Origin of the sequence: Microbacterium phyllosphaerae (assembly GCF_050628115.1) — a bacterium.
GTDB classification, from domain to species: Bacteria; Actinomycetota; Actinomycetes; order Actinomycetales; family Microbacteriaceae; genus Microbacterium; species Microbacterium phyllosphaerae_A.
Genome location: NZ_CP192502.1, coordinates 2216995 through 2242084, shown reverse-complemented (window position 1 = coordinate 2242084; position 25090 = coordinate 2216995). Strand labels below are relative to the sequence as shown.

The 25090-nt window shown below is 69.5% G+C and carries 18 protein-coding genes and 1 other RNA gene; 4 read left to right on the top strand and 15 right to left on the bottom strand.

The annotated features are described in order from the left end of the window. Positions 1-155 precede the first annotated feature (155 nt). From ACQ4LY_RS10500 to ffs, 13 genes are all read right to left on the bottom strand, one after another. Positions 156-1439, bottom strand: a complete 1284-nt coding sequence (locus ACQ4LY_RS10500) for an aspartate kinase (protein ID WP_056313625.1) — start codon at positions 1437-1439, stop codon at positions 156-158. 94 nt (positions 1440-1533) lie between these two features. Then, the gene (locus ACQ4LY_RS10495) at positions 1534-2472 is read right to left on the bottom strand and encodes a DMT family transporter (RefSeq protein ID WP_431071234.1); all 939 of its coding nucleotides are present in this window, start codon (positions 2470-2472) and stop codon (positions 1534-1536) included. Positions 2473-2488: 16 nt separating this feature from the next. After that, positions 2489-3082 carry a recombination mediator RecR gene (gene recR, locus ACQ4LY_RS10490; protein WP_056312693.1) on the bottom strand — a complete coding sequence of 198 codons (594 nt, stop codon included), beginning with the start codon at positions 3080-3082 and terminating at the stop codon, positions 2489-2491. Continuing rightward, positions 3082-5460 (bottom strand): DNA polymerase III subunit gamma and tau, encoded by a 2379-nt coding sequence (locus tag ACQ4LY_RS10485; RefSeq protein ID WP_431071231.1) that lies wholly within the window; start codon positions 5458-5460, stop codon positions 3082-3084. The genes recR and ACQ4LY_RS10485 overlap by 1 nt, the downstream gene beginning before the upstream one ends. Positions 5461-5563: 103 nt before the next feature. After that, positions 5564-6643 (bottom strand): DUF2207 family protein, encoded by a 1080-nt coding sequence (locus ACQ4LY_RS10480; RefSeq protein ID WP_431071229.1) that lies wholly within the window; start codon positions 6641-6643, stop codon positions 5564-5566. A gap of 2 nt (positions 6644-6645) precedes the next feature. Then, complete coding sequence (locus tag ACQ4LY_RS10475) at positions 6646-9150, bottom strand: glycoside hydrolase family 65 protein (protein WP_431071227.1); 2505 nt, start codon at positions 9148-9150, stop codon at positions 6646-6648. Next, on the bottom strand, positions 9147-9932 hold the full coding sequence (locus tag ACQ4LY_RS10470; protein WP_431071225.1) for an HAD family hydrolase: 786 nt from the start codon (positions 9930-9932) through the stop codon (positions 9147-9149). The genes ACQ4LY_RS10475 and ACQ4LY_RS10470 overlap by 4 nt, the downstream gene beginning before the upstream one ends. Positions 9933-10034: 102 nt before the next feature. Further along, positions 10035-11255 (bottom strand): acetate/propionate family kinase, encoded by a 1221-nt coding sequence (locus ACQ4LY_RS10465; protein WP_431071223.1) that lies wholly within the window; start codon positions 11253-11255, stop codon positions 10035-10037. Between the two features lie 9 nt (positions 11256-11264). Further along, positions 11265-11978, bottom strand: coding sequence for a hypothetical protein (locus tag ACQ4LY_RS10460; protein WP_431071221.1), 714 nt, complete (start codon positions 11976-11978; stop codon positions 11265-11267). 24 nt (positions 11979-12002) lie between these two features. Further along, positions 12003-14117: a phosphate acetyltransferase gene (pta, locus tag ACQ4LY_RS10455; protein ID WP_431071219.1), complete on the bottom strand. Its 2115-nt coding sequence runs from the start codon at positions 14115-14117 to the stop codon at positions 12003-12005. A gap of 61 nt (positions 14118-14178) precedes the next feature. Then, complete coding sequence (locus ACQ4LY_RS10450; RefSeq protein ID WP_431071217.1) at positions 14179-14868, bottom strand: hypothetical protein; 690 nt, start codon at positions 14866-14868, stop codon at positions 14179-14181. Further along, positions 14865-15476, bottom strand: a complete 612-nt coding sequence (locus ACQ4LY_RS10445) for a rhomboid family intramembrane serine protease (protein WP_431071215.1) — start codon at positions 15474-15476, stop codon at positions 14865-14867. Before ACQ4LY_RS10445 ends, ACQ4LY_RS10450 begins: the two co-directional genes overlap by 4 nt. 43 nt (positions 15477-15519) lie before the next feature. Continuing rightward, an RNA gene (ffs, locus tag ACQ4LY_RS10440) (signal recognition particle sRNA small type) lies at positions 15520-15616 on the bottom strand. A gap of 50 nt (positions 15617-15666) precedes the next feature. On the opposite strand from ffs, the gene ACQ4LY_RS10435 reads away from it, so the two are divergent. From ACQ4LY_RS10435 to ACQ4LY_RS10420, 4 genes are all read left to right on the top strand, one after another. Next, positions 15667-18588 (top strand): DEAD/DEAH box helicase family protein, encoded by a 2922-nt coding sequence (locus ACQ4LY_RS10435; protein ID WP_431071213.1) that lies wholly within the window; start codon positions 15667-15669, stop codon positions 18586-18588. A 114-nt stretch (positions 18589-18702) separates the two neighbouring features. Continuing rightward, entirely contained in the window at positions 18703-19692 is a 990-nt protein-coding gene (locus ACQ4LY_RS10430; protein WP_431071211.1) for an AAA family ATPase, read from the top strand. Between the two features lie 16 nt (positions 19693-19708). Continuing rightward, positions 19709-20923, top strand: a complete 1215-nt coding sequence (locus ACQ4LY_RS10425) for a DUF58 domain-containing protein (RefSeq protein WP_431071209.1) — start codon at positions 19709-19711, stop codon at positions 20921-20923. Continuing rightward, a complete protein-coding gene (locus ACQ4LY_RS10420) occupies positions 20910-23165 on the top strand; it encodes a transglutaminaseTgpA domain-containing protein (protein WP_431071207.1) in 2256 nt (751 codons plus the stop codon). The genes ACQ4LY_RS10425 and ACQ4LY_RS10420 overlap by 14 nt, the downstream gene beginning before the upstream one ends. Positions 23166-23186: 21 nt before the next feature. On the opposite strand, the gene ACQ4LY_RS10415 is transcribed toward ACQ4LY_RS10420, so the two are convergent. Beyond that, a complete protein-coding gene (locus ACQ4LY_RS10415; RefSeq protein ID WP_431071205.1) occupies positions 23187-24077 on the bottom strand; it encodes a rhodanese-related sulfurtransferase in 891 nt (296 codons plus the stop codon). A gap of 9 nt (positions 24078-24086) precedes the next feature. Then, entirely contained in the window at positions 24087-24965 is an 879-nt protein-coding gene (locus ACQ4LY_RS10410) for a hypothetical protein (RefSeq protein ID WP_431071203.1), read from the bottom strand. Positions 24966-25090 lie beyond the last annotated feature (125 nt).

Here is a 25090-nt window from a genome sequence, read left to right as displayed (position 1 = left end):
CGTGCCGCCCGGTGATCGAGCGCCGTCGGGTGGGGCCGGGTGTGGGTCAGCGGCCGGTGAACGATCCGCGGACGAAGTCACGATTCGCGGTTGAAACCGCACGGTACGTCCGCAGATCGTGCAGTCGTCCGCAGATCGTGACGGACCGGCGAGGGTCAGCGGCCGGTGCCGGCGTGGACCGTGGCCTCGGCGTCGCCGTCGAGACCGTAGGCGGTGTGAACGGTGCGGGCCGCCTCGGCGAGGTCGGTGTCGCGGAGCACCACCGAGATGCGGATCTCGGACGTCGAGATCATCTCGATGTTGATGCCGCCGGCGGACAGCGCCTCGAATAGCACCGCCGAGACTCCGGAGTGCGTGCGCATTCCGGCACCCACGACCGAGAGCTTGCCGATCTGATCGTCGTGCACGAGGTTCTGGAAGCCGACCTCGGTCTGCTCCCCCGCGAGCGCCTTGAGCGCTGCCGCCGAATCGGCCTTGGGAACCGTGAACGAGATGTCGGTGCGTCCTGTGGCCGACACGTTCTGCACGATCATGTCGACGTTCGCGCCCGACTTGGCGACGATCTTGAAGATCTCCGCTGCCTTGCCCGGCACGTCTGGCACGCCTGCGACGGTGATCTTGGCCTGGCCGAAATCGGTGGCGACACCGGCGACGATCGGTTCTTCCATGGCTGCTGCTCCCTCGGCTTCGCGAGGGTTCTTCATGCCCTCGCCCAGAACGTATGTGCCCTCGGACGACGAGAACGTCGACCTGGCATGGATCAGGACGCCGTGACGGCGTGCGTACTCGACGGCGCGGATGTAGAGCACCTTGGCGCCGTTCGCGGCGAGCTCGAGCATCTCCTCGCTGCCGATGTGGTCGAGCTTCTGCGCCTTCGGGATGACGCGGGGGTCTGCCGTGAAGATGCCGTCGACGTCGCTGTAGATCTCGCAGACGTCGGCGTCGAGCGCTGCGGCGAGAGCGACGGCCGTCGTGTCCGAGCCACCGCGCCCGAGCGTGGTGATGTCGCGGGTGTCGCGGTTGAAGCCCTGAAAGCCGGCGACGATGACGATCGCGCCCTCGTCGAGCGCTTCGCGCAGACGGATGGGCGTGACGTCGACGATGCGGGCGGCGCCGTGCTGAGAGTCTGTGATCATGCCGGCCTGGCTGCCGGTGAACGATCGCGCCTCGAAGCCCATCGAGTGGATCGCCATGGCCAGAAGCGCCATCGAGATGCGCTCGCCGCTCGAGAGCAGCATGTCGAGTTCGCGCGGCGCGGGGATCGGCGCGACCTCGTTGGCGAGGTCGAGCAGTTCGTCGGTCGTGTCGCCCATCGCACTCACGGCGACGACGACGTCGTGCCCTGCGCGACGCGTGTCGACGATGCGCTTGGCGACGCGCTTGATGCTCTCTGCGTCGGCGACTGAGGAGCCGCCGTACTTCTGCACGATGAGGGCCACGTTCACTCCCTGGGATGTCGGGCGGATCCGCCCACCGCTCATTCTACGATCGGCGCATATGCCCTGCTTCGCATGTGACGGGATAGGTGGCCTGTCAGGGCGCGGGCGGGAGTGGAGCAGGCGTGAGGTCGGGAGCGACGGATGCCGGTGGGCGCAATCGCCCTCCGGTCGCGGCGAACCAGCATCCGACGATGATCAGCGGGAATCCGATGAGCAGACCGGGAGTCAGCGGCTCGGCGAGCACGATCGCTCCGAGGATGATCGCGACAACCGGGTTGACGTAGGTGAACAGCGGCGCTCGCACGGGACCGACCTCGCGGATGAGCGCGAAGAAGGCGAGGAATGCGATGGCCGTGCAGATGACGGCGAGAGCGAGCAGCGCGACGATCGAGGGCAGCGTCGGCATCTGATGCTGGGTCAGAAGACCGATCGGAAGATAGATGATCCCGATCATCAGCAGCGACAGGGTGATCGTGCCGAGCGAGGGTACGTCGTTCAGCTTGCGGGCGACGATGAACGGTGCGATCGCGTAGAGGATGGCGACGAGCAGCACCTCACCGGCGGCGAGCAGACTGACCTCGCCACCGACGAGTCCTGGGCCGGCGACGACGATCGCGACGCCGATGAAACCCACCAGGAGCCCGACGCCCCGCGCGGGGCGAAGGACCCCTCGGTCTCCCCCGCCCAGGGCGATGAGCGCGGCGAACAACGGCACTGTGGCGACGAGCAGACCCGTCATTCCCGAAGGCAGTGTCATCTCGGCATGGCCGAGCAGCACGAAGGGTCCGGCCATCTCTACGAGTCCGAACGCCAGGACCCAGGGCCAGTGCTTCAGCGCCGCACGCAGCGCGCCGCCACGGAGCGCGAAAGGCAGGAGAAGCAGTGCGGCGATGAGCGTGCGCCCCGCGACGATGGCGGGAGGAGAGAGCGACTCGACTGCGATGCTGATGAACAGATACGGGACGCCCCACAGCAGGGCCATCGCTCCGAAGAGCAGCCACCCGCGGCGGGAGAACCCTCCCTGGGCGTTCACCGCACGCGCCGGGTGATCACAGCACCCGCCGACCCTCGAACGCGCGACCGAGTGTGACCTCGTCGGCGTACTCGAGGTCGCCGCCGACCGGGAGCCCGGAGGCGAGACGCGAGACGGTGATCTGCATGGTCGTGAGCAGTCGGCTGAGATAGCTCGCCGTGGCCTCGCCCTCGAGGTTCGGGTTCGTCGCGAGGATGACTTCCTGCACCGTCCCGTCGGCGAGGCGCGTCATGAGCTGGGCGATGCGCAGGTCGTCGGGCCCGATGCCGGCGATGGGACTGATCGCCCCGCCGAGCACGTGGTACAGCCCGCGGAACTCGCGCGTGCGCTCGATGGCAGCCACGTCCTTGGCGTCCTCGACGACGCAGATCAGCTCGGGATTACGACGCGGGTCTCGGCAGATCGTGCAGCGCTCCTGCTCTGCCACGTTGCCGCAGACCTCGCAGAATCGCACGCGGACGCGGATCTCGACGAGCAGCTCCGACAGACGTGCGACGTCGAAAGTCGGCGTCTGCAGGATGTGGAACGCGATGCGCTGCGCGGACTTGGGGCCGATTCCGGGGAGACGGCCGAACTCGTCGATCAGCTCCTGGACGATTCCGTCATACATCAGGAGAACCTCGTCGGGGGCTCGTAGGGCTCTTCGCGCACGAATGTGGCGCCGAGCACCTGGCGGATCACGGCCTCGCCGTAGCGCTGGACTCCCCCTGCGGGGGTGCGCTCGGTGATCACCGGGGCTGCGGCGGCGGATGCCACCTTGCGCACCGGCGCAGCAGGCTGCACCGGTGCGGACTGCGCGGGGGTCGATGACGACGGATGCGCCTGCGCACGGCCGGCGGATGTTCCCGTCTGCGATGTCGGCACCGGCTCGTACGCCGGATCGTACGGCGGCTCGTCGTCGAAGTACGGCGGCTCGTCATCGAGCGGAGGCGGCTGCTCGTCGTCTCCGACCGGACGATCGGCATCAGGCGCGGTCGGGGCTGCGGGAGCGGCCGGGGCTGACGAAGAGGCCGGGGCTGACGAAGAGGCCGGGGCTGACGAAGCCGGAGCAGCGGACGCCGCCGCCTGAACCGCCTGAGACACGGCAGGCACGACAGCCGGAGGTGTTGCGGGGTCGGCGGATGCCGGGATGGAAGCCACCGCCCACTCGGTCACCGGCCCCGCAGAAGCGCTACGTGTCTGAGAGCGCGGTGAGCCCGCTGACGCAGGCTCCGATGCGGCGGCGTCGCCTGTCGGCGCACCGGAAGAGGAGGTCGTCGGCTGGCGAGGCGCCCCGCCCGCCGGCATCGGTGCGGGCCGGTACTTCACCTTGACGCCGACTTCGTGCTCGATCGCCATGCGAAGGTGATCAGACGGGCCTGCGCCCGGGATCGTGCCCTTGAACTTCGCGACGTCGTGCTGGCTCGTGAACCCGAGGGTGAGCACCTCGGAATCGGTGTCGTAGGCGAGCGGCTGAACCGCGGTCGCGAGCAGCCAGGAGGTGCGGCTGAGCCCTTCGAGACGCTTGAGCACCCCGGGCCAGGCGGCGGTGATTCCGTCGAACGTGACCGGACCGGACGGTACTGCGGGCGCCGCCTCCGTCTCCGCGGCCGGCAGCGCGTCGGATGCAGCGGCTTCGGAAGCTGCGGCTGCTTCGGATACCACGGCTCCGGGCGCAGCGGATGCGGGCGCTGCACCCCCGGGCGCCTCGTCCTGAGGCGTCGCAGCAGCAGCCGGCGCAGCGGCAGGTGCCGGCGCAGCGACTGAAGCAGCTGTCGACCCCGTGGCGTGAGCGCGCGGCTCGGACTGGGTGGCAGCCGACGGCGCCTGAACTCGCGCGGGCGCAGCGGCAGACACGGAAGTGGCCACCGGGGCGGCACCCCCGGCCTCTGCTCCAGCGGCCAGAACACGGGCGACCATCAGCTCGAGGTGCAGTCGGGGCGATGTCGCGCCGGACATGTCGTCGAGGGCCGCGCTGACGACGTCGGCCGTGCGCGACAGACGCGCGGAACCGAACGAATCCGCCTGCGTGCGCATGCGGACGAGCTCGTCTTCGGCGACTCCGCGCAGCACCGATGCGGCGCCGTCACCGACTGCCGCGATCACGATGAGGTCACGCAGACGCTCGAGCAGATCGTCGACGAAGCGACGGGGGTCCTGCCCGGTCTGGACGACGCGATCGATCGCGGGGAACGCCGCGGCGGCATCGGCGACAGCCAGCGCGTCGACGATCTCGTCGAGCAGGGTGGCGTGCGTGTAACCGAGCAGCGCCACTGCCCGCTCGTAGGCCACGGTGACGGTCTCGGAACCGGCGGGAGAATCGGAGCCGGCGATCAGCTGGTCGAGCAGCGACAGGGTGTCTCGGGGCGAGCCGCCCCCGGCGCGGACCACGAGGGGCAGCACACCGCGCTCGGCGACCACTCCCTCTTCGGCGCAGAGCTTCTCGACGTACTCGAGCATCGCGGCCGGCGGCACCAGCCGGAACGGGTAGTGGTGCGTGCGCGAGCGGATCGTGCCGAGCACCTTCTCGGGCTCAGTCGTCGCGAAGATGAACTTGACGTGCTCCGGCGGCTCTTCGACGAGCTTGAGCAGCGCGTTGAACCCCTGCGGCGTCACCATGTGAGCCTCGTCGAGGATGAAGATCTTGTAGCGGTCGCGACTGGGGGCGAACGTCGCCCGCTCGCGCAGGTCGCGGGCGTCGTCGACACCGTTGTGGCTGGCAGCGTCGATCTCGACCACGTCGAGGGAACCGCCACCCGCGCGCGACAGCTCGACGCAGCTCGGGCACGTGCCGCAGGGGACGTCGGTGGGACCCTCTGCGCAGTTCAGGCACCGGGCGAGGATGCGGGCAGACGTGGTCTTTCCGCACCCACGGGGTCCGGAGAAGAGGTAGGCGTGGCCGACGCGGTCACCGCGCAACGCGGTCATCAGCGGTTCGGTCACCTGGGACTGCCCGATCATCTCGCCGAACGACTCGGGGCGGTAGCGGCGGTAGAGGGCTGTGGTCACCACAACAGCCTACGGCGTGCCACGGACGTTCAGGCAGGCGCGTCCCGTCGATCACCCTGCGACACGCGCCGCGCCACCGAGATATCGGGGCCGACGCCGTGAATCACGACGAGACGGCCTCGAACACGCCGCCGACCACCTCGACGGCCCCGCCGGTCGCGTCGACCAGGTCTCCGACAGCACCGACGAGATGGACGACTCCACCGACGATCTCGATCACGTCGAAGACGGCTCCGGCGACCTCGATCGCACTGTCCAGGCTCTCCCCCGCCCGCAGCACCTGCGACTCGGTGCGCAGTGCCGCCGTCCACGAGCGCTCGAGCCCAAAGAGCACGGCATAGGGCAGCAGCCGCTCGTTCAGGAGGAAGCGCTGCAGCCGCGCGGACTCAGCCTCGTCGGAGACGTCTGACCGCAGATCCGCGCCGTCGGTCGACTGGAGGAACCGCAGCGGCTCGGCCTCGGCGAGGGCGATGTACTCGCGGATGCCGGCGAGGTGCGCGCGCAGCGGCTGCGCGGACGGAAGGAACCGTCGCCACGGCCGCGGGGCGACCACGATCACCGCGACGGCGACCAAGACACCCGCGATCGGCACGGCGTACACGCCGACGCCCGGTTCGCTCACCGCGAGCGCTGCGAAGAGCAGCAGCAGGCACACGCCGATCACGAGAACGGCCGCCACCCGCAGCAGGAAGGTCGCCCAGCCGCGGCGGCCACGGGCGATCAGCCCTGCGGAGGCGAGCCGTGCCTCGGTCTCGTCGAGCACGCCGCGCACTCGACGGTGCAGCGCCCGGGCATCCGAGCTGAACCGTCGCACCCGACCAGAGGTGTGGTCCGGACCGAACAGTGCCTCGAGGACGCTCAGCTCCTCCGGCGTGAATACTGCGCCGTCGACGACCTCGATGCCGATCGGCGCGCGCTTGCGCGCGCCCCCGGACGGCACGTCCTCGGCATCCACCAGCAGCCGCACCTTGCGACGCACCGTCAGGTCGATCAGTGCTGCGGCGATCGCTCTGCGGTCGGCGTTCAGCAGCAGCGCGTCGTACAGCACCGTGCCACCTGGCGACGGTGCGAACCGCGGTCCGGGCGACGCCACGCGCTGCACCGATCGCACCCGCTCGATGACGGCGAATGCGAGCAGCAGCAGCGCGGGCGCGAGCCCGAACAGCGATGCGGTGATCAGCACCGTCAGTCGATCGGCTCGATCACCGGGATCGCGGTGGTGATGACCGGGACGGATGCCGACAGCCGTGTGCCGTCCTCGCGAAGGGCATCGGCGAACTGACGCAGCGACGGGCGTCCGGCGATCAACGGCCCCTGGTCGGCCAGCGGGACGACGACCTCTTCGTCCGCGGTGGCGACGTAGGCGACGTCGCGGACCGTGAACGGCACGGGGTCGCCCGCGCGCACCTGCACGCGCAGCGCATCCTTCGTCAGAGTGATCTGCATCGCCGATCCCTGCCACTGCAACGGGTACGACAGCGACGGCCAGTCGGCCGGCAGCCGAGGGTCGAAGCTCAGTTCACCCGCGTAGTCGCGCATGCCCCCGAAGCCGCACACGAGCGCGGTCCACACACCGCCGGCGGATGCGACGTGCACGCCGTCGGCCGCGTTGTGGTGCAGATCGTGCAGGTCGACGAACAGCGACTGCTGGAAGTACTGCAGCGCGAGCTCCTGGTATCCGACCTCCGCGGCGAGGATCGACTGCACGACAGCCGACAGCGTCGAGTCGCCCGTCGTCAGCGGGTCGTAGTAGTCGAAGTCGGCCTTCTTCTCCTCGGGCGTGAAGTGGTTGCCCTGCAGGAACAGCGCGAGCACGACATCGGCCTGCTTGAGCACCTGGAAGCGGTAGATCACGAGCGGATGGAAGTGCAGCAGCAGCGGACGCTGCTCCGACGGGGTGTGCGCGAGATCCCAGAGCTCGCGCTCGAGGAACAGTGAGTCCTGCGGATGGATGCCGAGGCTCTCGCTGAACGGGATGAACATCGCATCCGCCGCACGCTCCCACCCCTCGGCCTCGCCTTCGGCGAGTCCGGTGCGCTCGACGACCCTGGCGAACTCCTCGCCGTTGGCCTCCTGCGCCTCCCGGACGACCTTCGCCGCATAGCGCAGGTTGTAGCGGGCCATGACGTTCGTATACAGGTTGTCGTTGACGACGGTCGTGTACTCGTCGGGGCCCGTGACGCCGTGGATGTGGAATGTCTCGATGCCGTCGTCGTCCTTGGTGTCGGCGACGAGGCGCGACGTGCGCCAGAAGCCGAGCGTCGCCCACAGGCGCGCGGTCTCGATCGCGATGTCGATGCCCTCGCGACGCAGGAAGTCGTCGTCGCCGGTGGCGCGCACGTACTTGCCGAGCGCGAAGCTGACGTCGGCGTTGATGTGGTACTGCGCCGTGCCTGCGGCGTAGTACGCCGACGCCTCTTCGCCGTTGATCGTGCGCCAGGGGAACAGAGCACCGGCCTCGTTCAGCTGAGCCGCCCGACGGCGGGCCGCCGGCAGCATGAGCACTCGCGCACGCAGCGCGTTGCGCGCCCACTGCGGCGAGGTGTAGGTGAGGAACGGGAGCACGTAGATCTCGGTGTCCCAGAAGTAGTGGCCGCTGTACCCCGACCCCGAGACGCCCTTCGCCGGCACGCCGGTTCCATCAGCGCGGGCCGATGCCTGAGCAAGCTGCAGCAGGCACCACCGAGTGGCCTGCTGGATGTCGTCGTGCCCGCCGATCTGCACGTCGCTGCGCGCCCAGAACGCCGCGAGCCATTCGGCCTGGCGGTCGAACTGCGCCTGCACGCCCTCGAAGGCGACGCGGTCGAGCGAACGGCGGCAGCGGTCGACGAGCTCCCGAGCGGGCACGCCGCGCGAGGTGTGGTAGCTGACGAGCTTGGTGACCGAGATGGGCACACCGGCCTTGGCCTGCACGCGGAAGACGTTCTTCGAGATGTCCTCTTCGATGAGAGTGCGCGAGGTGTAGTCGTTCTCGGTCTCGATGATGTGGTCGGCGACGACCGCCACCGTCATGCCCGATGCGGCGACCGAATACGACAGCGCGGATCGGAGACCGTCCTGCCAGTGCTCGGCGGGCTCGAGCACGCGCTCGGCGATCTTCTCGGACTTGCGAGGGTCGAACCCGCTCTTCGCCTGGTTGGGCGTGCCCGCGTAGACGCCGGCGCCGTCCTGACGGTTGATCATCTGGCAGCTGACCGTGACAGGGGCGTCGGCGTTCTCGACGACGACCTCGAGACGGAGCACCGCAAGGTGACGCTCCTCGAAGCTGACGATCCGCTCGTCGCGCATGCGCACGCGCTTGCCCGAGGGTGTCTCCCACACGACGACGCGCTCGAGCACTCCGGTGCGCATGTCGAGCGTGCGGCGGTATTCGCGCACGTCGGCCTCGTCGAAGGAGATCGGCTCGTCGTCGACGTAGACGCGCATGACCTTCGCGTCTGGCGCGTTGACGATCGTCTGCCCGACCTCGGCGAAGCCATAGGCCTGCTCCGCATGGCGGATGGGCCACGTCTCGTGCAGTCCGTTGATGAAGGTGCCGTGCTCGTGCGCGCCGCGTCCTTCGATGTGGTTGCCGCGGAGCCCGAGGTAGCCGTTGCCGACGCTGAAGAGCGTCTCCCCCACTCCGTCTTCGGAGTAGCGCGTCTCGATGAGCCGCCAGGGGTCGACGGGGAAGCGGTCGCGGTCGATCATGCGGTCTCCTCGGAGTCGGGGCTGAGGGTGGAATCGGTGGCTGTCGTGGCCTGGTCTGCGAGGAAGACGTCGAGGTCCTCCACGACGACGGTCGCGCCCGCGTCACGCAGGGCATCCGCTCCCGCGCCGCGGTCGACGCCGACGACGGTCGCGAATCCGGCGGCGGCGGCGGACGCCGCGCCCGACGTCGCATCCTCGACGGCGATGCTGTGAGCCGGGTCGACCCCTAGTGCCACGGCGCCGGCATGGAACATGTCGGCGGCAGGCTTGGAGGCGAGGTTCTCACGCTCGGCGACGACGCCGTCGACCACGATGCGGAAGAACGAGCGGATGCCGGCCGCGGCCAGCACCTCTTCGGCGTTCTTGGAGCTCGACACGACGCCGAGCGGCACTCCCGCCGCGGACAGCTTCTCGACGAGCGCGAGCGAGCCGGGGAACGGCGCGATGCCCTCGGCCCGGAGCGACTGGGCGAAGGCGGCGTTCTTGCGATTGCCGATGCCGCAGATCGTCTCGGCCTCCGGCTGATCATCGACAGCGCCCCACGGGATCTCGACGTTGCGGCTGCGCAGCAGGCTCGCTACGCCGTCATAGCGCTTCTTGCCGTCGACATAGTCGAAGTAGTCGGCATCCGAGTACGGAGGGGTAATGCCCCAGCGCTCGAAGACGTCATCGAACACGACCTTCCACGCGCGCATGTGCACCTCGGCGGTCGGGGTGAGCACGCCGTCGAGGTCGAACAGGACCCCTTCGGCGCGGAGCGGATCGGGCAGGGCTTCGGGCACAAAAGCCTCCAGGAGAAGGACGACGGGTTCCGGCACCTCTCCGTGCCACTGTGCAAGCGTAGTGCGGCACGGCATCGCCGGTAACCCCCGAGGACGTATGGATCAGAGCATGCGCGAGGTCTGTCTGGCGATCTCGAGCTCTTCGTTCGTCGGTACGACCAGCACGGTCACCCGCGAGTCGTCGGTGGAGATACGACGGATGCCGCGCTGTCGCGCGTCATTGAGCGCGGGGTCGATCTCGACTCCGGCGAAACCGAGTGTCGCCATGGCCTCTGCGCGGACTGCCGCGGCGTTCTCTCCGACCCCCGCGGTGAACGAGATCACATCGACCCCGCCGAGCTGAGCGATGTATGCACCGGCGTACGCACGCAGACGATGGATGTAGACGTCGAACGCGAGCGTCGCCGCCTCGTCGCCGCTCGCCCGACCGGCGAGGATGTCGCGCATGTCGCTGCGTCCGGCGAGGCCCTTGAGCCCGCTGCGGGAGTTCAGAAGCGCGTCGAGATCGTCGATCGAGTACCCGGCTCGACGCGACAGGTGCACGAGCGCCGCAGGGTCGAGATCGCCCGAACGCGTGCCCATGACGAGTCCCTCGAGCGGGGTGAGCCCCATCGAGGTCTCCACCGAACGTCCGCCGTCGATCGCGGTGACCGACGCGCCGTTGCCGAGATGGAAGACGAGCTGACGGAGTGTGCCGAGGTCGCGTCCGAGGAACGCGGCAGCCGACTCGCTGACGAACTGGTGGCTCGTGCCGTGGAACCCGTAGCGGCGCACGCGATGCCGGGCTGCGAGCTCGGCGTCGATCGCGTAGGTGTACGCCGCGGCGGGAAGCGTCTGGTGGAACGCGGTGTCGAACACCGCGACGTGCGGCACCTCAGAGAACACGGCCTTCGCCGCGAGGATGCCTGCCAGGTTCGCCGGGTTGTGCAGAGGAGCGAGCACCGAGAGCTCCTCGATCTGCTCCTCGACGTTGCGCGTGACGAGCGTCGGCGCATAGAAGCGGGCACCTCCGTGCACGACCCGATGGCCGACGGCGACCGGCGGATGCTGGTCGAGCAGCGGACCGTGCTCGGCGAACTGCTCGAGCATCACGGCGAATGCGGCGTCGTGGTCCGCGAGGGGCTGTTCGGAGTCGTACGAGGCATCGAGCATCGTCACGACGGCAACGGCAGAGGAATCCGGTCGCACCGTGTGCCGGATCGCGCTGACGTCCTGGCCGATCCGCTCGATGAGGCCGGCAGCCAGTTCGTTCTCGTTCTCGATGTCGATCAGGCTGTACTTCAGCGAGGAGGACCCGCTGTTGATGACGAGGATCGCGCTCATCGTCACCGCTCAGGCCTTGACCGGCAGGACCTGGAGCGAGCCCTTGCCCGAGGCGTCGGGCGGAACCACGATCACGTACTGTCCGTCGCCCTGCGCGGGGGCCGCGAGGATGGCCGGGGGCACGCCGGGCGCGAGCGCTGCAGCGCTGACACCCGCGAGCACCTTCTGCTTGAGCGCCGCCGATGCTGCGGCCTTGGTGCCCTTCTTGTCGAGCGTGCCGAGGTAGCCGGCGTAGTGGTGAGCAGCGGCCTCGAACTCGGCATCCGCAACGCTCGGGTGCGAGATGAAGGCGACATCGACCTGGTTGTTCCCGTTCTTGACCTTGAGCCCGGGGAGCAGCTGACGACCGATCCAGCCGCGCTGGCTGTAGCTCTCGTAGAGGCCGGCCCCCGCCTTGCCGCGGGTGGCGAAGTGCACGATCAGCAGGATGATGCCGAGCGGCAGCAGGACGATGGGCCCGTAGACGTAGAAGAAACGCCAGATCTCGCTGCGACCCGATCGGCTGCCGGTGAACTCGATCGCGCCGGCGTCGAAGAAGAAGCGGAACATGAGCGACCACTGCCATCCGCTCGCGGACCCCAGCTGGAACAGGTTCATGCCGATCCCGATGACGCTCAAGACCAGCGAGGTGATCGCGATGCCGAAGATCGTGCTCTTCGGCGAGACAGCCTTGGCGAACCCCTCAGGCGTCGCGAGCTGCTGCTGGATCGAGGTAATCGTCATGCTGGAAAGCATAGGGGGACGCCGTCACTCACCGGTCTGCGCCTGGATGGCGGTGATGGCCACGGTGTTCACGATGTCGTCGACCAGTGCTCCACGAGACAGGTCGTTGATCGGCTTGTTGAGCCCCTGCAGCACCGGTCCGATCGCGACGGCCCCCGCCGATCGCTGCACGGCCTTGTAGGTGTTGTTGCCCGTGTTGAGGTCGGGGAAGACGAAGACGGTCGCCCGCCCTGCCACGGCGGAGTCGGGGAGCTTGGCCTTGGCGACTGCGGCGTCGGCCGCGGCGTCGTACTGGATCGGCCCCTCGACGAGCAGCTCGGGCGCGCGCTCGTGCACGAGCGCGGTGGCGGCACGGACCTTGTCGACGTCAGCGCCGGATCCGGACTCCCCCGTCGAGTACGACAGCATCGCGATGCGCGGCTCGATGCCGAACTGACGGGCGGTGGCGGCCGACGAGATCGCGATGTCGGCCAGCTGCTCGCTGGTCGGGTCGGGGATCACCGCGCAGTCTCCGTAGACGAGCACCCGGTCGGCGAGGGCCATCAGGAACACGCTCGAGACGACGTTGACGCCCGGCTTGGTCTTGATGATCTCGAACGACGGGCGGATCGTGTGCGCCGTGGTGTGCGCGGCGCCCGAGACCATGCCGTCGGCGAGCCCGAGGTGCACCATCATGGTGCCGAAGTACGACACGTCCGTGACCGTGTCGGCCGCCTGCGCGATCGTGATGCCCTTGTGCGCACGCAGTCGCGCGTACTCGGTCGCGAAGCGCTCGACCATCGCAGGATCCGTGGGGCTGATGACCTGCGCGGCGGTGATGTCGACCCCGAGCTCCACGGCACGGGAGCGCACGACGGATTCTTCTCCGAGGATGGTGAGGTCGGCGACCTCCCTCGCGAGCAGGGTCGCGGCGGCACGGAGGATGCGGTCGTCGTCGCCCTCGGGGAGGACGATCCGTCGTCGGTCGGCGCGCGCGCGCTCGATGAGTCCGTACTCGAACATGAGGGGCGTGACCACGCGGGACTCGGCGAGGCCGAGCTGGGTCGTGAGCTCGGTGATGTCGACATGGGTCTGGAAGAGTCCGAGCGCACGGTCGTACCGGCCACGCGACTCGGGTGAGATCCGGCCGCGTGCGCCCATGACGCGCACCGCCGTGTCGTAGGTGCCGAGGTCCGTGGCGATGATCGGCACGGTCGACGTGAAGCCGTCGAGCAGCTGCACGATCGGATCCGGCAGCGGGAACGGACCGTTCAGGATGATGCCGGCGACCCGCGGGAAGGTGCCGGACGCGTCGGCGAGCAGAGTCGCCAGCAGCACCTCGGTGCGGTCGGCGGGGATCACCACGACCGATTCCTCGGTGAGCCGCGGGAGCACGTTCACCATCGACATCCCGGCGACGACGATCGTCAGCGCCTCGCGCGCCAGTCGGTCGGGGTCGCCCTTGATCAGTCGTCCGTCGACGGCCGACAGGATGCCGCTGATCGACGGCGCCACCAGGGTGCGATCCTCCGGGATCGCCCACACGGGCGTGGTCTTCTGCGGGCGCACAGCGGCGACGGCCGCCTCGATGTCGGTGAGCGACTCGGGGTCGGCTCGGTTCACCGCGACCGCGAAGAGCTCGGCGCGCTCGACCTCGAGTTCGGAGAGCGCGAGCGCGGCGATCTGCCCGACGGCCGCGGGGATCCGTGCGGTCGTGGTGCCGAGCTGCTCGGCCTGCCGCTGCTGGTCACGCCCGCTGAGCACGAGCAGGACGGGCGCTGCGAGGTTCGCGGCGATCCGGGCGTTGTAGCCGAGCTCTGCAGGGCTCGCCACATCGGTGTAGTCGCTGCCGATGATCACCACGGCGTCGCACTGGGCCTCGACGGCCTTGTAGCGGGCGACGATGGTCGACAGAGCGCGGTCGGGATCGTCGCGGACGTCGTCGTAGGTCACCCCGATGCAGTCCTCGTAGTCGAGCTGCACGCCGTCGTGCGCGAGCAGCAGCTCGAGCACGTCGTCGCGCTCGGTCACCGAGCGAGCGATCGGGCGGAAGACCCCCACCCGTGGCGTGACGCGCATGAGTGCGTCGAGCACGCCGAGGGCGATGGTGGACTTGCCGGTATGACCTTCGGCCGAGGTGATGTAGATGCTCTTCGCCACAGCTCCACACTAGGCGCAGCTCCTCCTGGCCGCGCCGGGTTGACAGCCATGCGAAATCTCGTCAGCAGGGCGTCGAGAGTGCGTCGACGACCGCGGTGGCATCCGCCGAGTAGCGCGTGTAGTACGTCGGATCGAGATTGATCTGCACCCGGTGGATCGCGAGCGACGGCTCCAACGACGGCCAGTCGGGCACGCGCGCGAGCCGCTCGTAGAACAGCGTCGCGGCGGTCGCCGGGTCCATCCGCTGCTCCGCCGTCCCCCACCATTCCTGCTGCTGGAATAGTCCGATGCTGGTCGTGCGGCTGCCGTCAGGGTTCGTGAACCCGCTCGTCTCCCAGTCCCCGTAGTCGATGTTGTGCAGACTGCTCTCGCCCATCGCGGTCATCACCCCGAGGATCTGACCGTCGCGCCCGAACCCGAGCGCGGTGGCGGTCTGCATGATGGTCGCGGCGTTCTCGAGCTGCTCCCCCTGCCAGCCCTCGACGCCGGCCTCGGGGAACGTGGCCGGGTCGGTGATGCAGACGGCCAACGGCCTCTCGTGGGCGAGCCCGAGCGGGATGAGCACTGCGGCGAGCGCGACGACGATCACCGCCACGGCTGACCAGCCGATGCGCCGCAGGACCTTCAGACGCCGCAGCCGGCGCTGGGCACGCCGACGAGGTGACAGCCGTCGTGTGCGCGAGCGCGGACGACGGGTCGGGCGCCTGCGCGTGCGCGATGTCGCGCGCCGCGAGCTCGTGGTGACGCTCATGTGCGCCGGGTTCTGCCTCTGCCGAGGAACGCCGCCAGGCCGCCGCCGATCGCGCCGAACAGGTGGGCCTGCCAGGAGATCCCCTCGCGCACGCCGACGACGCCCGCCAGCATGGATCCGCCGTACAGCGCGATGACGATGAGAGCGATGACGGCGTAGAGCACGCGGTGGGCGACCCGACCGGGGGCGAACACACGCATCACGGTGTAGCCGAAGTACCCGAAGACGAGACCGGAAGCGCCGACCGTGAGCGTGCCCGGCGCGTTGACCAGCCACGTCCCGACCCCGCCGATCACGGCGGCCATCGCGGTCACGGCCCAGAATCGCCGGGCTCCTTCGACAGCGACCAGGCATCCGAGCACGAGCAGCGGCACGGTGTTGCCGATCAGATGCGCCCAGTCGGCGTGCAGCAGGGGTCCGACCAGGATGCCGGCGAGGCCCTCGACATCCCACGAGCGCACTCCGAAGCCGGTGAACGAACCGGGGAGGATCGCATCGGCGAGTTGGACGACCCACATGAGGGCCACGAGGAGGACGGGAGACGCGAACCGGCCGAGAGCGCTCGAGCGCGGAGAGTCGGCGGTGCTGATCACGTCTGGTCTTGTCACGTCACGATCCTGACAGGACTGCCCCGGAGGACGCTGACAAAAAGAAAGTGACCCTCCGCGCACCCAGCAGAGCCCGGTTACCCTTGCTGCGTTTCCGCCCTGGGGGAATTGGCCTGGATGCCGCCACGCGGAGAGCCGTCGACAAGTCTAGCCGATGTCTGCACGTGCTCTTTGACAGACTGGGCAGGTCATGGATCCCGCCACCGCCTCTCCCCTCTCGACGTGGCGTTTCTCCGGCACGCTGCGCACCTATCAGGCCGAGGTCCTCGATCGGCTCGCCCCCGGCGGCGATGGCCCGCTGCACATCGTGGCGCCTCCTGGCTCGGGCAAGACCCTGCTCGGGCTGCTGCTCGCCGCGCGCGAGGGCCATCGCACGCTCGTGCTGTCGCCGACCGTGACCATCCGTCAGCAGTGGCTGCGCACCGCGGCAGAGCTGGCGACCGACGGGGCGGCCGTCTCGGACGACCCCGAGCGTCTCGGGGATCTGACGGTGCTCACCTACCAGCTGCTGAGCGTGACCGGAGACGGATCCCCCTTCGACGACCTCGCCCGTGCGGTGTGGACGGAAGAACTCGTCGCGAGCGGTCGCACCGAGGCGGATGCCGCGACCTGGCTCGCCGAGCTCGCGGTCGACAACCCCGGGCGCCACCGTTCCGGCATCCGCAGTCGCGCGACCCGACTGCGTTCGCGATTCACGCGTCAACGCCCCTCCGAACTGGCCCGGGTGCTGCACCCGAACGCGATCGCCCTCATCGATCGGCTCGTCGAGGCGGGTGTGCGCACCGTCGTCCTCGACGAATGCCATCATCTGCTCGATCATTGGGCGATCGTCGTGGCCTACCTCGCCGGACGCATCCGCGAGAGCGGCGCCGAGCCGAAGCTCATCGGCCTCACCGCGACCCTGCCCTCGCCCGACGACGAGACCGAGTTCGAGAACTACAGTCACCTGCTCGGCGAGGTCGATTACGAGGTGCCGACACCCGCGGTCGTGAAGGAGGGGCATCTTGCCCCGTATCGCGACCACGTGCTGTTCACCGAGCCCACCCCCGCAGAGGCCTCCTTCATCCGACGGCACGAGTCCCTGCTGCATGACCTGATCAGGCAGGTGCTGTCGACGCCGGATGCCCTGTCGTATCTCGAGGAGCATCTGCAGCCCTCGGACCCGCCCGGCAGTGCAGAGACGACGACCGCGACCGAGACTCCGCTCGCGCGCGTCGACCGGGCCTTCTCGACGGACTTCGCCCTCGCCCGATCGTGCGCCCTCGTGCTGCGCGAGGTCGCACCGCAGCATCCGCTCGTCGCCGCGATCCCGCCCGTGCTGCTCGATCGCTGCACGACTGACGACCTGCTCACGGTGCTGTCGCGGTTCGCCCAGACGAGGCTGCTCGCCGACCCCGCGGCCTCGCGCCAGTGGGACTACGTGCGGCGGTCTCTCGCTGACTTCGGCTACGCGCTGACCGACCGGGGCATCCGACGCGGTCGCAACCCGATCGAGACCACGCTGGCGTTCTCGGCCGCCAAGGATCACGCGGCCGTCGAGATCCTGCACCGAGAACTCGCGAGCACTGACGGCGACCGGATCCGTGCGGTCGTCGTGACCGATTTCGTCGAGCACGGCAACCACCGGGGACTCGCCGGGGCCGCACCGGCAGGGGCACTGCGGACGTTCGACCTCCTCGCGGTCGATCCGGTCACGGCGCGACTGCGTCCGGTCCTGCTCACCTCGCAGCACCTGCGGGTCCGCGCCGAGGATGCGGACGACATAGCCGCCGCGCTGGGCGACCTGCTCGGCGAGCCCGTCGGCGTTGCAGACGGCATCGGCCCCGTGCGCGATCTGCGGGTGCGCTCGGCCGGGAGCGGACGGGTGGTCGGTGCCGTGTCGGAGCTGATCCGCCGAGGGCATGTCCGTCTGCTGATCGGCACCCGAGGGCTGCTCGGCGAAGGATGGGACTGCCCCTCGGTCAACACCCTCGTGGACCTCACCACCGTGGCCACGTCGTCGGGCACCCAGCAGCTGCGAGGCCGCACGCTGCGACTCGATCCCGCGTGGCCCGAGAAGGTCGCTCACAACTGGTCTGTGGTGTGCCTGATCCCGTCGCACGTCGACCTCGACGACGGTTCGGAGTCCGGTCGGCTCCGCCGTCGGCATTCCCATCTGTGGGGTCTGAGCGCTGAAGGCGACGGCCGGATCGTCAGCGGTCTCGGGCATGCGCTCTCCCCGTCCGCCATCGAGGCGTGGAAGCGGGTGCTCGACAAGGATCCCTCGACATCGACCGGGGATATCGACGCCGTCCTGCGCGAGAACTCGCCCTCTCGCAGCCGGACCAGGGAGGAATGGCGGATCGGCGATGCCTATCGCCCGCAGCAGCGCGAGACGATCGCGCTCCGCCGGACCTCACGCGCGCCGCTGCTGCGCGCCGGCCAGACGGCGAGCGCCGGTGCTGTCGCCGGATTCGTCACCGGCACCGCGGCGGTGGGCGCCTTCGTCGCCGTACTCGCCGTCTCGGGGGTCTCCCTCGCTCCCGTTCTCGCGGTGGCGCTCGCACTCGGCGGCGGCGCGGTGGCGGCGACGGCATCCGCTGTGCGCATGCTCGTCCGCTCGCTGCGCGATCGCGCGCGGCCGGCCGAGATCTATCGGGCGGCTGCGGTCGCCGTCGCCCGCACGATGCATGAGGCAGGCCGCATCGGACCGATCGACGAGTCCGCGATCACCGCACGCCCTGACGAGAGCGACCCCACGCGGATCCGCATCGAGCTGGGCGGCACTGCCCCCGACGCCCGCGCGATCGCGGATGCCGTCGAGGAGCTCTTCGCACCCGCGCGCACTCCCCGCTTCCTGCTGCGCATCGACGCGGCCGGCCTGCCGAGGATCCGCGCGATCGAGCGTCTCGCCGACCGTCTCTCGCCCGGACGCACGCTTCTGGCAGTGCCTCGCCTGATCGCTCGGCGGCGCGGAGACGCCGAGCGCTTCCGCGATCACTGGCAGGCTCTGATCGGCACGTGCTCGCTTCACGAGCTGAACGGGGTGCGGGGGCTCGCCCTGCTACGTGTCGCCCGCAGCGTGGACAGCCGGGTGGACACCGCGGAGCCGCGAGCGCGCGTCTGGGGCTGACCCGCCGACGCTTCCCCAGTGCGCGCCGCGGATGGCCCGGTTCCCACCCCTTCCCGAGACAGCCGGGTTACGATCGGTTCACGCGCACCGCAGCGCCCACGCGAGAGGGAACGCATGCCAGAGAATCCGCCCCTGATCCCGGCCGTCGTCGACGCCGAGCAGTTCGCCGCGCAGACGTCGGCCATCGTCGAGTCCGTGGGCCGGGTGATCGACGGCAAGCCTGATGCCGTGCGGAGCGCGCTCGTCTGTCTGCTCGCCGAAGGGCATCTGCTGATCGAAGACGTGCCGGGCGTGGGCAAGACCATGCTGGCCCGCGCTCTCGCCGCGAGCGTCGACGCGACGGTCCGCCGCATTCAGTTCACCCCCGATCTCCTTCCGGGAGACGTGACCGGTGTGAGCGTCTACAACCCCGTCGACCGCGAATTCGAGTTCAAGCGCGGAGCCGTGTTCGCGCACATCGTGATCGCCGACGAGATCAACCGATCGTCCCCGAAGACGCAGTCAGCGCTGCTCGAGGCCATGGAAGAGGGGCAGGTCACGGTCGACGGGTCGACCCACATGCTTCCCGACCCCTTCCTCGTCGTGGCCACCCAGAACCCCCTCGAGATGGAGGGCACCTACGCGTTGCCCGAGGCCCAGCGGGACCGCTTCATGATGCGCATCTCGATGGGATACCCGGATGCCGCGGCCGAGGCCCTCATGCTGCGCCAGCGCGACACGGTCAATCCGCTCGCCGCCGTGCGCGCCGTCGCCGACGCGGCATCGATCTCGGGGCTGATCGCCTGGGCCCGTTCGGTGCATGTCGCACCCGCTCTCGAGGAGTACACGGTGGCGCTCGCCCATGCGACACGCGCCGACCCCAATCTGCACCTGGGCGCGAGCCCGCGCGCGACGCTCCAGCTGATCAGGGCCGCCAAGGTGTGGGCGGCCCTCGACGGCCGCGACTTCGTGATCCCCGACGACGTGACCGCCCTGATCATCCCCGTGTTCGCGCACCGGCTGCTTCCGGCTCGCGGAGCGCACCGAGCCGGCGCGCAGCCCGTCGAGGCCGCGCTGCGGCAGATCGTCGAGCGCGTGCGGGTTCCCGTCACCGCGCGGTCCTGACCCGCTTCCGCTCGCCATGCGCCGTCGTCGAACCCTCACCCTCCGCGGCACGGGTGCGCTCATCGCAGGGCTCGGGTGCCTGATCGCGGCGAACATGCTCGGCACCGCGATCCTGCTCTACATCGGCGTGCTCCTGCTCGCCCTGACCGCGCTGTCGGTGCTCGCGGTGCGGCTGCCGAGGCGCTCGGGCTCGGTCGCACGGCAGGTCTCGACCGATCTGCTGACGGTCTCAGAGACGTCTCGTGTCACCCTGCGCTTCACGGTGCGGGCCCTGCGCGTTCCTCGTGGCCTCTGGCGTGACGTGCTCCCCGACGCGGTGGCCGGTGACTCGGCGGGCGAGTACCCGTCCGAGACCGGCCAGCTCACCTATCTGATCACGGGGGTGCGGCGGGGCGTCTGGCCGATCGGGCCGCTGGTGCTCCGCACCGTCGATCCGTTCGGTCTCGCGCAGCGCGAACAGGAGTTCGGCGAGACCCGCACCGTGACGGTCGTGCCCGAGGTGTTCACGCTCGCGCCGCTCACGGTGAAGGTGGGGGCGGCCGGAGGCACGGCGCACACGTCGTCGAGCCGTCTGGGCCAGGGCAGCGACAACCTCTCACCGCGCCGCTACATCTCGGGCGACTCCATGCGCCGCATCCACTGGCGGGCGACCGCGCACCGGGGGCAGCTGATGGTGCGCCAGGAAGAGGAGGAGTCGAGTCCGGACGCCCTCGTCGTCTTCGACCGGAGCTCCGCGCGCTGGGCCCGCCCAGGCGACGAGTCGGATCCCGCGTTCGAGCGGGCCGTGTCGATGTGCGCCTCCGTCGCGGTGCATCTCGTGCAGGAGGGGTATGGCGTCGACGTGATCGACAGCGCGGGGACGCTTCTGGGCACACTCCGCGGCCACGAAGACGACCGCGACGGTCTGCTCGTCGCACTCGCCCTCGTCGCCCCTCGTGGCGAGGCCCGCGACGTCGCCGCTCTGGTCGGCGGCGCTCCCCCCGGCCCGCTCATCTACATCACCGGTGAGATCGATGAAGAGGATGCCGCGCTGCTTCGTCCCTCCGGCGCGGCCGCGCCGATGCTGTTCGCGACCGCGCCGCACCCCGGGGCGATGCAGGCGGCGGAGCAGCACGGCTGGCGCGTCGCGACCCTCGGGGAGGACGTGACCGAGTCCTGGGAGGATGTCCTTCCCGACCGCATCGGGCTCGGGCCCGCCGAGCGCCGCGGAGCAGCCGATGTCGCGGGCTGACCGTCAGGCCCAGCGGGCGTCGCGGCTCTCCTGGCATCGCGAGCACGAGCTGCCCGCCGGCACCGTCCTGCCGTCGGTGCTGGCCGCAGGCGCAGGGCTCGTCGCGATGTGGCCCTACGCCTCGGTCATCGAACCGGGCACGTGGTCGTTCGCGGTGCTGATCGTGATCGTGGTCACCGCGCTCACCGGCATGACGATGCGCACGGCGATGCGCCGTCGCGCGGCCTTGGCTCGGGACCTCGCCACCATCGGCGTGCAGATCCTCGTCGCGATCGGCACCGTGGTGCTGCTGGTGGCGGGAGACACCGCCGTCTTCGGGGTGATCCCCACCGATGCGACCATCTTCACCTTCCAGGCTCTGGCGGCCTCCGCCTGGGAGGAGGTCATGTTCGGGTCCGCGCCGATCGCCGCGTCGCCGGGCCTCGAGGCGATGATGGGCATCGGATTCGCGGTGGTGGCGATCCTGCTCGACCAGCTCGTCGCTCAGCGCGGCGCGATCCTCGCGAGCCTGCTGACCGCCGTCGTGGGGTCGGTGCCGATGATCGTCACGCTCGGCGATGTGAACGTCGTGTGGTTCGTCATGCTCGGCATCCTGATCATCGTCCTGCTGAGGTACACCGCGGCCCAGAACCCGGAATCGCCTCGGCGCACGTCCACAGCGGTCGCGGCGGGAGTCGGTGTCGCCGCTCTCGCGGTCACCGTCATCGTCGCGCCCGTCCTGCCGGTGTCGGCCAGTCTCGCCGGCACTGGCGTGGGCGTCACGGTCGATGCATCACTGCGGCTCGGCGACGACCTTCGCCAGCCGAACCCCGTCGAGGTCCTCACGATGGCGACGACCGCCGACACGGCGCCGTACCTTCGGCTCACGACCCTGTCGGAGTTCGACGGCCGCGTGTGGGAACCGGATCGCGGCGACCTGCAGTCCCTGAGCGACGGCTTCGGCCCGGACGAGTGGGGCGAAGACATCGAGACGACTGACCAGAACACCTCGATCCGCGTGATCCGGATGTCGAGCTCCTGGCTGCCGGTGCCCTACCCCGCGACCAGCGTGCAGGGCATCACAGCGGGCTGGCGCGTGAGCACGGACAACCGCACCATCACCTCTCGGACCGCGGATGCCGTCGGCAACGATTACACCGTCCGCTCGATCGAGGTGCAGCCCACACTCGAGCAGATCCGTGCGATCCCGGCCGCCGAGCCGATCGTCGATCCCGAGGCGGAGCCCGTGGAGCTGCCCGCGGTGATCGCTGAGACGGCCGCGGAGGTCACCGCGGATGCGACCAACGACTACGACCGGCTGATCGACCTGCAGTCGTGGTTCCGCAGTCAGTTCGCGTACTCGCTCGACACCCCGGTCGACGAGGGCTTCGACGGCACCGGAGTCGATGCGGTGGCGCAGTTCCTCGAGGTGCGCTCGGGATACTGCATCCACTTCGCGGGCGCGTTCGCGCTCATGGCCGAGAGCCTCGACATGGAGGTGCGCATCGTCGTCGGCTACCTGCCCGGCGTGCGCACCGACAACACCCGTGGCGATGAGGCCGTGTACTCCGTCTCGAGCGATCAGCTGCACTCGTGGCCTGAGGTGCTCTTCCCCGGGGTCGGCTGGGTGCCGTTCGAGCCGACCGCCTCTCTCGGCGTGCCGACCGCGTTCACCGCCGGGTCGACCACTGGTGGCGGATCCGGCGGTTCGACGCCGACGGCTCCCTCCGCCGCCCCCAGTGCGGAGCAGAGCTCTGGGCCGGTCATCGAGCGGGAGGACGCGGGCGACAACGCGGGCGCGAACGGCGAGCTGCGGCGTCTCGACCCGACGCCCGTCATGCTCACGACGCTCGGCGTGCTGGCGGCGCTGCTGCTCCCCGCGCTGATTCGCCTGGCGGTCCGCGTCGCGCGGCGTGGTCGGGCCAAGAGCGGTGACGCGGCATCGGCCTGGATCGAGCTGCGGGCGACCATGCAGGATCTGCGTCTCCCCCTCTCGGATGCGGAGACGCCGCGCATGCGCGGCGTCGATCTCGTCCGGGACAACGGCGTGGATGCCGACGCGATGCGCGCCCTCGTCGACGCCGTCGAGCTATCGAGCTACGCGCGACCGTCGGCTGAGCGATCCGGCGATCTCGATGTGGCGCTGGGCGAGGTGATCGTCCGGCTGCGGCAAAGCGTCGACCGTCGGACTCGCGTGCTGGCGTTCCTGCTGCCGCGGTCGCTTTTCACGAGTCGCAGAGTCGACGTGGCACTGCTCGCCTGAGCCGGCAGGCCGTGTGATCGGTCAGGCCGCGTGCTGTTCGCAGCGCACGGCGTCGCAGGACTCGCACACCACGAACTGCGTGCGGCAGGAGGGGTCGGGGCAGTTCGCCGTGCGCTTGGTCGCGGTGCCGCATCCGACGCACTCGCCGATCACGGCGGCGTGATCGGAGAAGTCGACGGATCCGCGCTTGTCGAACACGTAGAGCGATCCCTCCCAGAGGCCGTCGTCGCCGTACTGCTCGCCGTAGCGCACGATGCCTCCCTCTAGCTGATAGACCTCACCGAACCCGCGCGACGTCATCAGACTCGAGAGGACCTCGCAGCGGATGCCGCCGGTGCAATACGTCACCACGGGCTTGCCCTTGAGATCGTCGTATTCGCCGGAGTCGAGCAGCTGGACGAAGTCTCGCGTGGTCTCGGTGTCTGGCACGACGGCCCCGCGGAAGCGACCGATCTGCGCCTCGAGCGCATTGCGTCCGTCGAAGAACACGACGTCGTCACCACGCTCGCCCATGAGCTCGTGCAGCTGCTCGGGTGTGAGTCGCGTGCCTCCGCCGATGACGCCCTGCTCGTCGACGCGCAGCTCGCCCGGCGCCCCGAACGAGACGATCTCGTCGCGCACCTTGACGCTCAGCTTCGGGAAGTCGATGCTGCGACCGTCGACGTCGACCCCGCTGCCCTCGCTCCACTTGATGTCGGCGTTCTTGAACGGCGCGTACGACCGGAAGGATCGTGCCCACTTCTTGAGGGCGAGAAGGTCACCGCCGAGTGTGCCGTTGACTCCGTCCTTCGAGATCAGAAGCCGACCCCGGAGTCCGAGGGCCTCGCCGAGGTCACGCTGCCACACCCGGATCGCCTCAGGGTCGGCGAGCGGGGTGAACACATAGAACAGAACGATCTTGGGGGTTGCCACCTGGAGATTTTACGTCGACCTGACGGGACTCCTCCGCCGGAGAGGCATCCTCGTGCCGAGAAGTCGACCGACCTGGCGATGCACGGCAGGCACGAGCCCGACGTGCTCCCCCGCGTCAGCTCTCGTCAGCAGCTTCGTCATGACGTACAGCTGCGAGACGATGCCGCCCTCGGTCTCGAGGTCGCGCCGGAAGCGCCGCGCGATCTGATCGGCCACATGCGGCACGGCCAGCGAGTGCCCCAGCAGGAAGGCCGCGTCATACCCCTGCGGCGCAAGACCCCAGGACTCCCAGTCAGCGATACCGAAGGGCTCTCGGTGCAGATTGTTCCAGTGCAGGTCGCCGTGGCTCGGCACCCAGTCGTCCTGATCGACGGGGAGGTCGATGCCGAAGAACACGGTGATCCGGCGACGGACGATCTCGGGGTCGAGCATGGTGCGATCCGTCGATACCGCCGCCAGCGCATCGAAGTTGCGCTCGAGGTCGACCCACCAGGACTCATCCAGCCCCGGAGTCCGCGCGAGGACGGAGGTCGGGGCGCACGCACGGCCCGGCAGCAGGCTCATGAGCTCGGCCCGATACACCAGCGGCCCCTCTTCCCACGCGCGCACGTCGAGCAGCCGGGGCTTCTCGACACCGGTGATCATCGCCGCATCCTGATTGCCCGTCCACCAGTCGTTGCGCGCCCACTGTCTGCGAGACCACACCACCCGCAGCCACTGCCTTGTACCGGCGCGCTCGACCATCGAGCCGATCGATCTATCGCGCCATCCGAAGCGCGCCCGCCCTATCGCGTCGAGTCCGAGATCTGCGAGCGCTCGCGAGTATGCCAATCGCAGTGCGGTGCGCACTGCGGTGGTGGTCGATGCTGCAGTGTCGGCTGACGTCATGGAGGTCCTTTCGCGACGATGTGCATCGACCGACCGACGGTCGATTTCACAGGGCATGGTTAGAACAGTGCGTCGCCCGTTTCGCATGACTTCGTACTGTCTTCATTCGAGGTTAGATAGCGCGC